Raw genomic sequence first — 14,620 nt, 5'->3', positions numbered from 1 at the left:
CGGGACCGCGGAGGAGAAGAGCGTTGAAAGAAGGAATGATCGCCGAGGTGGTGGCATTCACCGGCCACAACGGCGACCGCATCGAGGGCTATTCGGCTCGACCGACCGCTGCCGAGCCGGTGGGCAGCGTCGTCGTGCTGCACCACGCACCCGGGCTCGACTTCTGGTGCAAAGAGGTGGTCCGACGGTTCGCCGAGTGTGGATACGCGGCGCTCGCGCCGAATCTCTATCACCGCCGCGGTCCCGGTCACTGGGCCGAGGTCGCTGCGGCGGCCCGGGCCGAGGGATTGGGAAAAGCCATGCCCAACGACCAGGTGATGGGCGACATCGCCGGGGCCACCGACTACGTGAAATCGCAGCCCGGCTCCAACGGCAAGGCCGGGGTGATCGGATTCTGCTCCGGCGGACGGCAGGCCTTCCTCGCGGCCTGCGACGTACCGGCGTTGGACGCCGCCGTCGACTGCTGGGGCGGAAGCATCGTGCCGCAGGCTCCCGATCCGACGAAGCCGAACGCCCCGTCGCGGGGGGTCATTCACCGCGCCCCGGACATGTCGGCTCCGTTGTTGGGGATCTTCGGCAACGACGACACCAATCCGGATCCGAAGCAGGTCGACGACATCGAGCGTGAGCTGACCAGGCTCGGCAAAGAATTCGAGTTCCATCGTTACGACGGTGCGGGACATGGGTTCTTCGCCACCGACCATCCGCATTACCAGCAGGCACAGGCGGTGGACGGCTGGAAGAAGGTGTTCGCCTTCTTCGACGTGCATCTGCAATCCGACGCATCCTGATCAACTTTCAGGCGAGGGTCGAAACGCACAGAAAACCCGAAGGAATTCAGGGTTGTGTGATGGCCCTCACATGGCTAGTCTCGATTCCGTACCTCGGAATCGCATTCCATGAAGGCCACGCGAGTAGTCCACGAGACCGCGTGAGCACCCCGCACGCGCTCTCGAAGGAAGAACCCCAATGTCTCTCACTCCCTCCCGTCCCACCAGGGCCGGGTCGAAGTCCGCGAAGTTGTTGGTCGTCGCGGCAACCATGTCGGTCGTACTCGCCGGCTGCGCCGCCGAAGCGGCATCACCGACCGGCACCGCCACCGGCGGCTCGACGTCGGTGGCCACGGATCAGACCAACACCTCGGCTGTCACCGACCTGGTCGAGTACACCGGAGGAACCGCAGGCGCAGCCGATCAGAGCCTCGAACCCGTCACCATCGGATGGGTCAATCAGCAGGGCGGTGCCCTCGGATTCCCGGCCGCGACCGACGGTGCCGAGGCCGCCGTGAAGTACGTGAACGAGAACCTCGGCGGGATCGACGGGCATCCGCTGAAGCTCGAGACGTGCTTCGTCGTCGAGAACGAGCAGGACGGCAACAGTTGCGGCCTGCAACTGGTCAACGATCCGGAAGTTCGGACCGTGCTGTTCGGCTCGACGATCACCGGCAACCAATCGTTCCTGGCGGTGAACAAGGGGCAGAAGCCGATCCTGATGGCGAACTCCATCAGCTCCACCGACGCTCAGAGCGACAACGTCTTCATCTACAACGGCAACCCGTCGTCGATCTTCCGTGGACTGACGACCTACCTGGACACCGTCGTCGGCGCGAAGTCCGTCGCACTGATCTACCCGCAGAACGCTCAAAGTGCCGACGGTGCAAAGGTTCTGCAGACTGCACTCGACTCCGTCGGAATCGAGGTCAAGGCCGTCGGCTTCGACCCATCGACCACCAACCTCACCGCGGCAGCAGTGGCCTCGGGGGCATCGGACGCCGACGCCATCGTGCCGCTCGTCTCGACCCCGCCGACGTGCGTGGCCGCAGCCAAGGCCCTCGACACGCTGGCCGTGACGGCACCGATCATCGGAGCCGGCTCCTTCTGCTTCACCGACCAGGTGGCGCAGGGGCTCGGCGGTGACGCACCGAAGTGGCAGCAGATCTCCACCCAGACCAACGTCGCCGACATGAGCCAGCCTGACGTCCAGTCGTACATCGGGGCCTCCACGACCGCCGGACTGTCCGAGACGTCCCAGGCCACTCCCGACGCCGCCCTCGCCTGGGGTCTGGTGGCCACCGCGGCCCGATTCCTCAATGCCGCAGGAGGTTCCGAGGCCACCGCGCCGGCGATCGCCGAACAGGCGAAGTCCTTCACCGGCCCACTGCTGCTCGGTAGCGCCACCGTCGCCTGCGGCGCGAACACCGCCGAGCCGGGCCTGTGCGGGGCCCAGACCCGAGTCTTCGAATACACCGGAAACGGCTCCTACACCGCGCTCACCGACTGGCTCGAACCATCGGGCACCTGACACCTCGATCTCCGACAGCCCCCACACTCTCGAGAAAGAAGACCATCATGACCGCTGTAGCCAACCACACCGTCGAACATTCCAGCTCCGAGTCGAGTCCGGAAGAACTCATCGAACGCGCACGATCGTTCCGTGATCATCTGCTCGCAGAACAGGATTCGACCGACGCTCGCGGCACCTACTCGCCCGAGACGCACGAGTTGTTCAAGGAGGCCGGCTTCTACCGCACGCTGCTCCCGCAGCGATTCGGTGGCCTCGAGTACGACGTCACCTCGTTCGTCAGAATGATCATCGAAATCGCCCGCGGCTGCCCGGGTTCGGGCTGGTGCCTGTGCCTGGCCTCCGGTCACGGACTACAGATCGGTGGATTGTTCGACGAGAAGGCACAAGCCGAGGCGATCGGACCCGGCGGGGACTTCGCAGCCCCGATGCGCGGAGTTCCGATGGGCACCGCGACGCTGCAGGACGACGGTCGCTGGAGCGTCGACGGAACCTGGGACTACTGCTCGGGATCGCCCTACTCGACCCACGCGATTCTCGCGGTGCGGCTCATCGAGGGTGGCGAGAAGACCGGCCAGGGATTGGCTCTCGTTCCGCGCAACGGCTGGATCCTGCAGGACGATTGGAAAGAGCGCGCGTTCGGTATGCGCGGCAGCGGCTCGAACAGCATCACCGTCACCGGCACCGCGGTGCCGGAGGAGAACGTCGTGCGCGGCAGCCTGTTGCAGTTCCGCGGCGGACTGAAGACCCCCGGCTACGAACTGCACGGCAATCCGATGTACGCAGGCCATCCCATGGGCTACCTGCAACTCGAGATCACCTCGGTACTCGTGGGCTGCGCCTGGGCCGCGCTCGACGAGTACGAGCGCATCCTGCGGACCAAGAAGACCATGGGCCCCAACCCACTTCCGCGCTTCACGTCCCCGGATTTCCAGCGCTACTGGGGCGTCGCGGCCGGCAAGATCCGTGCGGCCGAGGACATCCTGGTGAAGATGAGCCAGCACTACTCCGAGCTGTGCGCGTCGTCGGTACAGGACGGCGGCGAGTTCGAGCCCGAGGACCTGATGAACATCAACGCCAGCACCCACCACGCCGTCAACCTCGCCTGGGAAGCCGTCGAACTGCTGTTCCGTACCTCGGGAACCAGCGAAGGCGGCCGAAACGGCTCACGCATGCAGCGCTACTACCGCGATATGTCCACGGCGCGAACCAATGTGGGCCTGCAGTGGGAGACCTTCGCGCAGATGTTCGCCCAGGAGCACTTCGACCTCTCGCCGGCACCGCTCGCGTGATGGCCGGGCCCACGATTCGACTCGGGCGGGCGTAGCGCATGGATACCGTCTTCCTGTTCGCTCTGCTCGGGTTGGGTACCGGCGCACTGATCGCGATGATCGCGGTCGGCGTCGTACTCAGCTGGCGCGGTAGCGGAACGATCAACATCGCGGCCGGTGCCGTGGTGATGGTCGCCGGCTACCTCTTCTGGTCCCTGCGCACCGGGTTCTTCGCCCCCGCATTGACCACTCCCGCAGCGATCGTCGTGACGCTGCTGGCGATGGCTCTGCTTGCCGTCATGGTCGAGTTCGCAGCCGTCAAACCACTCAGATCCGCCTCGCCGCTCGCCAAACTCGTCGCGTCCATCGGGGTACTGCTGCTACTGCAGGCGGTGGTCCAGCTCGTGTTCGGTACTGCTCCGCTCAACAGCCCGGCGGTACTGACCGACTCGGTCGTCAGAGTCGGCGGCGTGACAGTGCCGGTGGCACAGCTGATTCTGGCCGCAGTGGTCGTCGTGATCTCGACGGCACTGGCGGCGCTCTACCGCTTCACCCGCTTCGGTATCGCGACCCGCGCGGCGTCGGAGAGCGAGCGTTCGGCCGTGCTGGCCGGGTTGTCGCCGTCGTCGATCTCGCTGGCCAACTCCGTACTCGCCTACGTCACGGCCGGCTTCGTCGGCATCCTGGCCGCCTCCATTGTCGGAGTCAGCGCCTCGACGCTGCCGCTGCTTGGATCCCGGCCCTGGCCGCCGCCTTGTTCGCGGGGTTCAGTTCGATCGGAATAGCCTGCGCAGCAGGGCTTCTCATTGGCATGGCCGAGTCGCTGCTCTCCTACGCCTCGACCATGGCCTGGTTCCCGACGCAGGACGGAATCACCCCACCCGGGTTGCAGCAGCTCGCAGAGTTCCTGCTGATCGTCATCGCACTGTGGTGGAAGGGTTCGACACTGCCGCAGCGCGGCGAATTCGTCGGACGCTCGCTCCCGGCGGTACCCCGTCAAGAGCACCTGCTGCGCCGCGTCGGCCCGGTCTTCGTCGTCGGAGCGATCGCACTGCTCGTCCTCCCCGCGGACCTACGCCAGGCCATCACCACCGGCTTGGTCGCGACCGTCCTGTGCCTGTCGTTCATCGTCATCATGGGATACGTCGGGCAGCTGTCGGTGGTGCAACTCGCGCTCGCCGGATTCGCCGCGTTCGCAGTGTCGCGGCTGGGCACCGAATTCGGGCTCGGCTTCCCGGCCGCCCCGATCATCGCCGTTCTCGCGGCGACGGCACTGGGCGTGGGGATCGGAGCCGCGGCTCTGAGAGTGCGCGGAGTGACCCTGGTGGTGGTGACCCTCGCCGCGGCCGTGGCCATCGAACAATTCGTGTTCGCCAACTCCGAGTGGGGTGGAGGACAGACCGGGGCACCCGTGGCCTCGCCCACGCTGTTCGGAATCAACTTCGGACCCGACTCCGGTCTTCGCGGACTGGACGGCGCACTACCGAGCCCGATGTTCGGACTCGTCGCGCTGGTGGTCGCCACCCTCGCGTACATGGGCGTGGTCTACCTGCGCAACAGCGACCTCGGTCGTCAGATGTTGGCCATCCGCTCCAACGAACGTGCCGCAGCCGCAGCCGGAGTCAACGTGAGAACGGTCAAGATCGTCGCCTTCGGCATCACCTCGGCACTGGCCGGAGTGGCGGGAGTCATGTACGCCTACCAGTTCGGCACCGTCTCGGCGAACAGCTACGGGATCTCCGTCGCTCTGACTCTGGTGGCGAGTGTCTACGTACTCGGCGTGACGCTGCCGCAGGGAGCCGTACTGGCGGGCTTCGGAGCGATCGGCTCGGTGATACCGCTGATCCTGCAGAAATACGTTCTCCCCGCAGACCACATCTCCCTGTACGTACAGCTGCTCATCGGCGGAGGTCTGCTGCTCCAACTGCGGTTCTTCCCGGACGGCCTGCTCGTGTCGAGGTCGATCAAGAAGGAACGCAAGATGACCGGCATCGACACCCTCGTGCCGGAACTGCCACGGATGAAGAGCGTACGAACATGACGACCAACGTTCTCGAAGCACACAACATCGAAGTACGGTTCGGCGGCGTGCACGCGTTGCGCGGCGTCGACCTGCAGGTACGCCCCGGCCAGATCGTCGGCCTGATCGGACCCAACGGTGCAGGCAAGACCACCTTCGTCGACGCCATCACCGGATTCGTCCCGGCCGGTGGGTCCATCGAGATCGGTGGCCGCGACGTCAGCGGTCTGCGACCCCATGCACGAGTGCGGGAGGGGCTGTGCCGCACCTGGCAGGCCGTCGAACTGTTCGACGACCTGACGGTGGCGGAGAACCTCGCCGTGGCCTCACGCCATCCCACCGTGAAGTCGACGATCGCCGGCATGTTCGGCCTCGGCGTCGACGATATCGCCGGCGCAACAAAGACTCTCGACGATGTCGGAATCGGCCACCTGGCCCGGGCGCTGCCCACCGAACTCTCCGAGGGGCAACGCAAACTCGTCGGAATCGCCAGGGCCCTAGCGTCGAAGCCTGCCATTCTGTGCCTCGACGAGCCTGCCGCCGGCCTGGACACGACCGAAAGCTCCTTTCTCGGAAAGCAATTGCGCAGCCTGGGTGACCACGGAACACCGATGTTGCTGATCGACCACGACATCTCGTTCGTGTTCGGCACCTGCGACTACGTCGTCGTACTCGAGTTCGGTCAGGTGATAGCGCAGGGACTCCCACATGTCGTGCGATCCGACCCCCGCGTCATCTCGGCCTATCTCGGTCACGACGTCGCCGCGGCCGGAAAGGATCTGACATGAGCGCGGTTCTGAGCGTCGATCATCTGTCGGCCGGTTATCAGCGATCGGTGGTGGTCCGAGACATCGGCATCGAGGTCGGGACGGGCGAGGTCGTGGCTCTGCTCGGGCCCAACGGTGCGGGCAAGACCACCACTCTCAAGGCAGTCTCGGGGCTGGTGCGTTCGTTCGAGGGCGGAGTGAGCCTGCTGGGTGAGAACCTCGCGGCACTGTCACCGACCAACCGGGCGCGCCGCGGCATCGCGCACGTGCCCGAAGATCGAGGACTGTTCTTCGGCCTGACCGTCGCCGAACACTTCAAATTGCGCAGGCGCGGTGAGACTCTCGACGCAGACCTCGCCTTCGACTACTTCCCGGCGTTGACGAAACTGAGCAACCGGCTCGCCGGAGTTCTCTCGGGAGGCGAGCAACAGATGTTGGCCGTGGGTCGGGCGCTCGCCCGCAAACCGGCGCTGCTGCTGCTCGACGAACTCAGCCTCGGGCTCGCGCCGGTCATCGTGCAGGCACTGCTGCCGGTGATCCGCCGGTTCGCCGACGACACCGGTTGCGGCGTTCTGCTCGTCGAGCAGCACGTGGAGCTCGCCCTCGGAATCTCGGACCGGGCCTACCTGATGGCCCACGGCGACATCTCGGCCGGACACGACGCCCAGGTACTGCTGCAGGACAAGGGGCTGGTCCGAGCCAGCTACCTGGGCGGGGACCAATGGGACGCAAGCGAAGCGGACCTGGCGACAACAACCACCACAGAAGGAGAGAAATGAAAATAGGAATCATCGGAGCTGGACGGATGGGTCAGGCATTGGCCGGACTGTTCACCCGGGCCGGACACGACGTCATCCTCAGCAACTCGCGCGGCCCGGAATCGTTGGCGGACATCGTCGACGAGTTCAACGGACACTGCTCCGCGGGAACGGTGCAGGAGGCAGTCGACAGCACCGACCTCGTCTTCCTCGCCACCCCGTGGGGCAAGACCGCCGCGGCCGTCTCGGTCGTCGAGAACTGGGACGGCAAGATCGTCGTCGACACGACGAACAACCGGACCGCCCCCGGACCGCAGGGCGTCATCGACATCGGCGGCCGGATCTCGAGCGAGATGGTCGCCGAGTACGTACCGGGCGCGCGAGTGGTCAAGGCGCTCAACGTCACTCCCATCCACATCATGGCGACCACTTTGTCGGCCGGCGCTGATCCCCAGCACGCGGTCTACATGGCAGGCGACGACGACGACGCGAAGAAGCTGGTGACGGATCTTCTCGCGACCATCGGCGGAGTCGCCATCGACACGGGCGATCTGCACACCGGCGGAGCGCTCCAAGGGATGGGCGGTGCGCTGCCTGGCGACATGGAGATGCTCAGCGTCCCGGCCGCCGAGGCCAAGCTCGCTGCAGCCAAGAGCTAGACCTACCAACACAATTCGAGGAGAACACCATGACCATCGTTCAGTTGAGCAAGACGACCACCCTCACCGCCAAGGCCGACGAGGTCTGGTCTTTCGTCAGCGACTTCGGCGGCTACGCCTCCTGGCAGCCGCACATCGACGCCGTGGAGATGCAGGCCGACGGTAGCCGCAAGGTCGACTTCTCCCGCGGCGACTCGGTCTTCGACCGCATCGCGGCTCAGGACGACGCCGCCCGATCGCTCACCTACGAGTTGGTGCCGGGCCAGCCCGGACCGATGCAGCACCTCGCCGCCACCTTCACCGTGCGTGAAGCAGGCGACGGTTCCGAGGTGGAATACGCCATCGAGGCCGACGTGCCCGAGGAGATGCAGGACGGTGCCCGCGTCGGTATCGGAGCGGACATCGACGGCGCTCTCGACGGCCTGAACAGCAAATTCGGTGGCTGACGACGCCCCCGTCGCACTGGTGACCGGAGGAGCGGGATTCATCGGGTCGGCTGTCGTCGACCAGCTCCGCGCCTCCGGCCACCACGTGGTGGCACTCGACCTACACGGTGATCCGGCGGTCGACCTGTCCGACGAACACGCCGTGCGCGCAGCCGCACGGGCAGTGCTCGCCGAACACGGCCGCGTCGACGTCCTCGTCCACGCCGGGGTCTCGTTCCAGCGCGCGACTCTCGCCGATCTCGATGCCGCGGTGCTGCGCAACGTCATGGCCGTCAATGTCGAAGCGCCGCTGTGGCTGCTCCAGGAACTCGAACCGGGCATGAGCGAGCGAGGATTCGGACGCGTGGTGTTCCTCGTGTCCGACACCTTCTTCAACCCACCGCCGGTGTCGGACATGCTGCCGTACATCACCAGCAAGGGCGCGCTCATCGGTGCGTCACGCTCGTTGGCACGCTCCCTCGGCGCGTCGGGCATCACGGTGAACTGCGTGGCACCGGGCCTGACGCCACCGCCGGTCGGCGGTATGGAACAGCACGTCAAGGACGACGTACTACGCCGGCAGGCACTCTCGCGTCCACTGGTCCCCGACGACGTGGCCAACGTCGTCGCGTTCCTGGTGCAGCCGGAGAGTCAGGCCATCACCGGTCAGACGCTGTGTCCCGACGGTGGGCTGGTGCTGCTGTGACCTCGAATTCGGCCGTGCGGGCCGGTAAACGGATGTCGGCCGACGAGGCCGTCGCCGACATTCCTCACGGCGCGAGCATCGGCGTCGGGGGATTCGGCACCGCCGGAGTGCCGTGGGCGCTGGTGCGAGCACTGCGCGCCCAGGGTGCTTCGGGCCTGACCGTCGTGGCGAACAACTGCGGGGTCAACGGAGCCGGTCTGGCTCTGCTGTTGCACGACCGTCGCATCGACCGTGTGATCGCGTCGTACATCGGATCGAACGAAGAGTTCGCGCGGCAGTACATGAGCGGCGAGATCGAGGTGGAGCTGACACCGCAGGGGACTCTGGCCGAGCGGCTGCGGGCCGGCGGGGCTGGCATCGCTGCCTTCTTCACCCCGACCGGCGTGGGCACCCTCGTCTCCGACGGCGGTATGGCGCATCGGTACAACTCGGTCGGGGACGTGGTGAAAGCGTCTGCTCCCAAGGAGATTCGCCGCTTTGGACTCGGTGGCCGCGAGCGTGAGTACGTGCTCGAGGAGGGCATCGTGACCGACTACGCGTTCGTTCGCGCTGCGGTGGCAGACACGGCGGGCAACGCGATATTCAGGGCCTCGGCGCAGAACTTCAACCCGGACGTGGCGATGGCCGGCCGCATCACCGTCGTCGAGGCCGAGCGCATCGTCGAACCCGGCGAACTCGATCCCGACTCCGTTCAGCTCTCGGGCGTGTTCGTCCAGCGTGTGGTCGAAGTACCGGACGAGGTGGTCGCATGACCGGCCTCGGTTGGAACCGGGACGAGATGGCGCGGCGAGCCGCGCAGGAACTACGTCCCGGTCAGAGCGTCAACCTGGGCATCGGTCTACCCACCCGCGTGGCCAACCACCTGCCGTCCTCGCTGGGAGTGACCGTGCACAGCGAGAACGGAGTCCTGGCCGTGGGGCCGACGCCGCTGCCGGAATGTCTGGACACCGACCTGATCAATGCCGGAACCGAACCGATCACGGTGCTCCCCGGCGCATCGTTCGTGTCCTCGTCGACGTCGTTCGCCATGATCCGCGGCGGACACATCGACGTGACGGTGCTCGGTGCGATGGAGGTCTCGGCGACCGGCGACCTGGCCAACTGGATGATGCCCGGTCACATGGTGCGGGGGATGGGCGGGGCCATGGACCTCGTTGCGGGTGCAGGCCGCGTCATCGTCGTCATGGAACACGCGGGCAAGGACGGCACTCCCAAACTGGTGCAGCAGTGCGCGTTCCCGCTGACCGGACGCGCGGTGGTGGACCGCATCGTCACCAACCTCGGCGTTCTGGACGTCACGCCACGGGGTTTCGCGCTGCGTGAAGTGGCTCCAGGGGTGACGATCCACGATGTGCGCCGACTGACTGGGGCGTCCGTGATGACGTGATGAGCCCGGCCACAGGGGCGTTGAACGATGTGGCGACCGGGATGACTAGTAAGCTCACGTCCCATGGAGGCTTTGTGAACGAGCGCGAGAACCGAGACGCCGGCCATGTGCGTGCGGTGTCACGGGCCACCCGCATCGTCACGGCGTTGGCCGAGCACCCGTACCCGCTGGGTATCGTCGAACTCGCCCAGTTCGTTCACCTGTCGCCGGCCAGCGTGCACCGCATCCTCGGCACTCTCGTCAGTGTCGGTTGGGTGGAACAGAATTCGCGTACCGCGAAGTACCGGCTCGGAATGCACGCCATCGGCATCGGCAGCGTCGGAATGGTCACCAATCCGGTACTGCACGACGCGCGGATGTACCTGTCGCGTCTGGCGGAATGGTCCGGCCACGATGCCGTTCTGAGCACCCTCGTCGGGGTCAAGGCCGTTCAGCTCTCGCGCGTAGCGGGAGCGCACACCGAGTTCATCGAATTCGAGCCCGGGCACCCGCAGCCCGCGTACGCCATGGCCGACGGCAAGCTTCTGTTGTCATACATGCCGTACGAGCAACGTCGCAATCTCTACGAGAACGACGGACTGCGGCGGTTCACGCCCAACACGATCACCGACCCGGATGCCATGGAAGCGGAGTTCTCGCGCATCCAGGAACAGGGTTACGCCGTCGACAACTTCGAACGGTTCGATACCGGGCGCGGAATCGCGGCCCCGGTCCTCGACGCCGATCGACGGCCCATCGCAGCGATGCTGTGCCTGGGCAAGATCGAGCCCGATCGTGATGCGGAGATCATTCAGCAGCTGCTCTCGTTGGCACGGGAGATGTCGGAACGGCTGCGCGCCGCGGGAGATCTGCCGGCGTCCGCTCTCGATATCGCAATGCCCGAGACCGACTCGGGTCACTGATTTCCCCGAAACCTTTCTGACGCAAAGGCGTCCGCTGCACTCCGTCCTTCCCGAGGGTTGACGGCAGTGTTCGACGTCACGTAAAGTCGGTTGAAATAAGATTCCATTAGACGGAATCGAAACCCGAATGGACTGTCTCATGGCGACGTCGACCACCGAAACACCCGCCGCAGTGGATGCGGGAATGCTCTTCCGAAAAGTATTGGGCCACTTGCCTACCGGCGTTGTCGTCATTGCGTCGGATGGCCCATCCGGTCGGACCGGGATCGCGGTGAACTCGTTCACGGCGGTCTCACTCGACCCGGCACTCGTCTCGATCTGCGTAGCGCGCACCTCGACCACCTGGCCGGCCATCAGAGCGGCAGGCCGGTTCTGCATCAGCATTCTCGCCGACCATCACGAACAGGCGTCACGCCAGTTCTCGGCACGCAACACCGATCGTTTCGCAGGCACGAGCTGGCACGACCAGTCGGCTGGCCCGGCCCTGGACGACGCGGTGGCCTGGCTCAACTGCGAGATGTACGCCGAATACGCGGCAGGCGATCACACGATCGTCGTGGCCCGAGTACACAGTCTCAGCGCGGCCGAGGACGGCAGCGCTCTGGTCTTCTTCCGCGGCCGGTACGGACGTTTCGTCCCCAACCCCCAACCCCCAACGAAAGGTGCAACACCATGAAGCTTCTCTTCTTCGACGATTTCAAACTCGGAGCCCTCCACGGCGGCAACGTGATCGACCTCAGTGGCGAAGTCAAGGACATCCCGGCGGCGCATCCGCAGGACGTCATCCGCGGCGTCATCGAGGGCTGGGCCACCTACCGCGAACGCCTCGAAGCCGCAGTGGCCGCAGGTGACGGAATTCCGTTGAGCGCAGTACGCATTCGTCCGCCGATCCCTCGGCCGTCGAACATCGACTGCATGGCGCGCAACTACATGGAGAACGGCACCCTGCCCGAGCGGCCACCGATCAACGGATTCGCGAAGTCTCCCAATTCGATCATCGGACACGGCGACACCATGGTGTTGCCCGACGTCGCAGCAACGATCTTCGAGGGCGAGGCGGAGCTGGCCATCATCATCGGCAAGCGCGCGCACAACGTCTCGGCAGCCGATGCATACGACCACATCTTCGGCTACACCAACCTGATCGACGGGTCTGCACGCGGAATCCCGCCGCGGGAGAACGCTTTCTACCAGATGAAGTCGCGGGAGACCTTCTGCCCGATCGGCCCGTACCTGGTGACCGCCGACGAGGTGCCGAACCCGCAGAACTTGCCGGTCACGCTGTGGAACAACGAAGAGATCAAGCAGGAGTTCGACACCGACGACATGGCGTACAGCATCGCCGAGTCCGTCGAATTCGTCTCGCACATGCACGCCCTCGAACCCGGCGACATCATCGCCACCGGAACCAATCACCCTGGCCTGCATGCCTTTCAGGACGGCGACCGCATCGACTTGCAAGTGGGCGACCTCGGCCGGCTCAGCGTCACCATCAGCGACGAGCTGCACCGCACCTGGGGACGTCAGACGCGCCACGAATGGACCGAAGCGGGAAACAAGGGTCGGACTCCGCCTCAGTTGAGCGGACGCTACGCCCCCACCGCCGAATGACCGCCCGATGAAAGTGCTTCGCGTGCACGAGACTCTCGGCGATTCCGACACGTACGGAGGAATCGACGCGGGCGATGCCTTCCTGCCGCACCGCGACTCACGCGTCAAGGGTCCGGCGAATGTCGTTCCGGCAACGGCCTTCTGGCTCACCCGAGCCCGGATGGCCGACGTCCCCGCCCCCACCTCGCTCGGGTCGCACGCCGTTGTGGTGCTCTCGGGCGAGGTGCGGGTGGACGTACGCGACCGCAGCCCGGCTGTGCTGACCGCCGGAGACCTGGTGTTCGCGAACGTCGCCAGTCCCGAGACCCTGACGATGACCTGGGACGGCTTCGCGTGGTTGCTCTACCTCGCGCTGGACGACTGGCTGCCGGAAGCAGGCGACAACGAAGCCCGACCCGACCCGACCGTCCGGCGGGGCCGGCCGTCACTGACGTGGATCTACGACGACGGCGGTACCTCACGGACCGAGCCGCTGCGTTGGCCGAGCGATCTGGCTCCGGTACCGCCGGTCGAGCAGTGGCCCCGCTCGCTCGGAGCATTCGTCACCCGCCGCGATTACGGCGAGGACGGGTACGTTCCCGGAGTCTGGCACAACGGCCCGCGACCGCAGTTGGGCGTCACGCTCAACGGCAGGGCCGAGAACGAGACCGGGGACGGAACGGTGACCTCGCCGGTGGCCGGCGACATCGCCTACATCGACGACGTGACCGGAGCAGGCCACGTCACGCGCGGTCTCGGTGATCGGTGGATGCTGTTCGTTACAGTCGATCCGGAACACCTGCGTTTCGTACCGGAGAAGTAAGTCCCTCGCCGAGGAGGAGGCCCGACGTGCCGATCGCTGCGTCACCCGTGGAGTTCTCCACCGTCGGGCTTCCCTCCGTCGAGCGAATACAACGGTGGGAGGGACACAACTCCGAGGTGCTCATCGGACTGAGATGCCGCAGCCTCGAAGGCGGGTCTCTCGAGGCCACCGAAACCAACGTCCAGGTCGGATCGGTCGGCCTGGCCCGCGTCGTCGGAACCTCCCATGTCGTCGAGCGAGATGCCGAGCTGATTCGGCGTCGGCCGTCGGACTCGGTGGTCCTGTACTTCAGCCTGGTCGGCGATGCGTTCTTCTACTCGGAGGACGGAGTGCGCACCGTCGGCCCCGGCCAGGTACTGCTGTGCGACGCCGACAGAGCCTTCATGCGCGGGTTCTCGCACGGCCTCGAGGAACTCGTCGTCAAGATCCCACGCGGCATCTACTCCGACGTCACCGGCGATGACTCGCTCGCGGCCCCGAAAGTCTTCGACTTCTCGGCGAACGGCAACGTGCACGCCGCCGCCCTGGCCGCTCGCGTGAGCCGCGCGATGCGCGCCGACGGGCCGGCGGCGCCCGACGAGCGGACGATCCTCGAACTGGTCTCCGTCCTGACCGGTGGAACGCGCAGCGACGTCGGGCAGGCGCATCGCGCGGCCGCCCACTCCTACATCGAGCGCCGTCTGACCGACGCGTCGTTGTCTGCCACCGACGTCTCCGACGCCATCGGAATCAGTGCCCGGCACCTGTCCCGAGTCTTCGCCGCCGACGGCACCAGCGTGCCCAAGTACATCCTCGAGCGGCGACTCGCTCGTGCCCACACGGTGCTCACCTCGCCGTCGGGACGCTCGACGTCGATTGCCGAGATTGCCGCCTCCTGCGGATTCTCCTCTGCCGCTTACTTTTCCAGTGCCTTCTCGGCGCGGTTCGGAGCCCGAGCATCGGACGTTCGACGCGACGCCGTGGTGCTGCGGTCGGTGCAATAGTTTCGCAATTACGCCACCGTTGCCGATT

Annotated in this window: 17 protein-coding genes; all 17 read left to right on the top strand. The window is 66.0% G+C overall.

Translation table 11 applies throughout. From position 1 onward, the window contains the following. Positions 1-23 precede the first annotated feature (23 nt). The 17 genes from CH306_RS05395 (at position 24) to CH306_RS05315 (ending at position 14,592) form a co-directional block, all read left to right on the top strand. Complete coding sequence (locus tag CH306_RS05395) at positions 24-791, top strand: dienelactone hydrolase family protein (protein ID WP_256981043.1); 768 nt, start codon at positions 24-26, stop codon at positions 789-791. A 178-nt stretch (positions 792-969) separates the two neighbouring features. Then, positions 970-2,301, top strand: coding sequence for an ABC transporter substrate-binding protein (locus CH306_RS05390; protein WP_094645909.1), 1,332 nt, complete (start codon positions 970-972; stop codon positions 2,299-2,301). A 47-nt stretch (positions 2,302-2,348) separates the two neighbouring features. Further along, positions 2,349-3,593 (top strand): acyl-CoA dehydrogenase family protein, encoded by a 1,245-nt coding sequence (locus tag CH306_RS05385; protein WP_094645908.1) that lies wholly within the window; start codon positions 2,349-2,351, stop codon positions 3,591-3,593. A gap of 38 nt (positions 3,594-3,631) precedes the next feature. Beyond that, on the top strand, positions 3,632-4,357 hold the full coding sequence (locus CH306_RS05380; RefSeq protein WP_094645907.1) for a branched-chain amino acid ABC transporter permease: 726 nt from the start codon (positions 3,632-3,634) through the stop codon (positions 4,355-4,357). A 26-nt stretch (positions 4,358-4,383) separates the two neighbouring features. Further along, positions 4,384-5,613 carry a branched-chain amino acid ABC transporter permease gene (locus tag CH306_RS05375; protein WP_094645906.1) on the top strand — a complete coding sequence of 410 codons (1,230 nt, stop codon included), beginning with the start codon at positions 4,384-4,386 and terminating at the stop codon, positions 5,611-5,613. Further along, entirely contained in the window at positions 5,610-6,380 is a 771-nt protein-coding gene (locus CH306_RS05370) for an ABC transporter ATP-binding protein (RefSeq protein WP_094645905.1), read from the top strand. Before CH306_RS05375 ends, CH306_RS05370 begins: the two co-directional genes overlap by 4 nt. Continuing rightward, complete coding sequence (locus CH306_RS05365) at positions 6,377-7,138, top strand: ABC transporter ATP-binding protein (RefSeq protein ID WP_094645904.1); 762 nt, start codon at positions 6,377-6,379, stop codon at positions 7,136-7,138. The genes CH306_RS05370 and CH306_RS05365 overlap by 4 nt, the downstream gene beginning before the upstream one ends. After that, the gene (locus CH306_RS05360) at positions 7,135-7,776 is read left to right on the top strand and encodes an NADPH-dependent F420 reductase (RefSeq protein ID WP_179272999.1); all 642 of its coding nucleotides are present in this window, start codon (positions 7,135-7,137) and stop codon (positions 7,774-7,776) included. Before CH306_RS05365 ends, CH306_RS05360 begins: the two co-directional genes overlap by 4 nt. Before the next feature lie 29 nt (positions 7,777-7,805). After that, positions 7,806-8,222: an SRPBCC family protein gene (locus CH306_RS05355; protein ID WP_094630222.1), complete on the top strand. Its 417-nt coding sequence runs from the start codon at positions 7,806-7,808 to the stop codon at positions 8,220-8,222. Continuing rightward, positions 8,215-8,907 (top strand): SDR family NAD(P)-dependent oxidoreductase, encoded by a 693-nt coding sequence (locus CH306_RS05350; RefSeq protein ID WP_094645902.1) that lies wholly within the window; start codon positions 8,215-8,217, stop codon positions 8,905-8,907. The genes CH306_RS05355 and CH306_RS05350 overlap by 8 nt, the downstream gene beginning before the upstream one ends. Before the next feature lie 32 nt (positions 8,908-8,939). After that, the gene (locus CH306_RS05345; RefSeq protein WP_094645901.1) at positions 8,940-9,659 is read left to right on the top strand and encodes a CoA transferase subunit A; all 720 of its coding nucleotides are present in this window, start codon (positions 8,940-8,942) and stop codon (positions 9,657-9,659) included. Then, positions 9,656-10,294, top strand: coding sequence for a 3-oxoacid CoA-transferase subunit B (locus CH306_RS05340; protein ID WP_037193885.1), 639 nt, complete (start codon positions 9,656-9,658; stop codon positions 10,292-10,294). Before CH306_RS05345 ends, CH306_RS05340 begins: the two co-directional genes overlap by 4 nt. Before the next feature lie 74 nt (positions 10,295-10,368). After that, complete coding sequence (locus CH306_RS05335; RefSeq protein WP_037193887.1) at positions 10,369-11,196, top strand: IclR family transcriptional regulator; 828 nt, start codon at positions 10,369-10,371, stop codon at positions 11,194-11,196. Between the two features lie 139 nt (positions 11,197-11,335). Further along, positions 11,336-11,872: a flavin reductase family protein gene (locus CH306_RS05330; protein ID WP_094633387.1), complete on the top strand. Its 537-nt coding sequence runs from the start codon at positions 11,336-11,338 to the stop codon at positions 11,870-11,872. Next, on the top strand, positions 11,869-12,807 hold the full coding sequence (locus CH306_RS05325) for a fumarylacetoacetate hydrolase family protein (protein WP_094645900.1): 939 nt from the start codon (positions 11,869-11,871) through the stop codon (positions 12,805-12,807). Before CH306_RS05330 ends, CH306_RS05325 begins: the two co-directional genes overlap by 4 nt. Before the next feature lie 7 nt (positions 12,808-12,814). Then, complete coding sequence (locus CH306_RS05320) at positions 12,815-13,609, top strand: hypothetical protein (RefSeq protein WP_094645899.1); 795 nt, start codon at positions 12,815-12,817, stop codon at positions 13,607-13,609. Positions 13,610-13,635: 26 nt separating this feature from the next. Next, positions 13,636-14,592 (top strand): helix-turn-helix domain-containing protein, encoded by a 957-nt coding sequence (locus CH306_RS05315; RefSeq protein ID WP_179273000.1) that lies wholly within the window; start codon positions 13,636-13,638, stop codon positions 14,590-14,592. Positions 14,593-14,620 lie beyond the last annotated feature (28 nt).

Source organism: Rhodococcus sp. 15-725-2-2b (assembly GCF_002259075.1).
In the GTDB taxonomy this organism is placed as follows: Bacteria; Actinomycetota; Actinomycetes; order Mycobacteriales; family Mycobacteriaceae; genus Rhodococcoides.
Note: the sequence above shows the minus strand (reverse complement) of the source record. Positions and strands in the feature narration are given on the sequence as shown.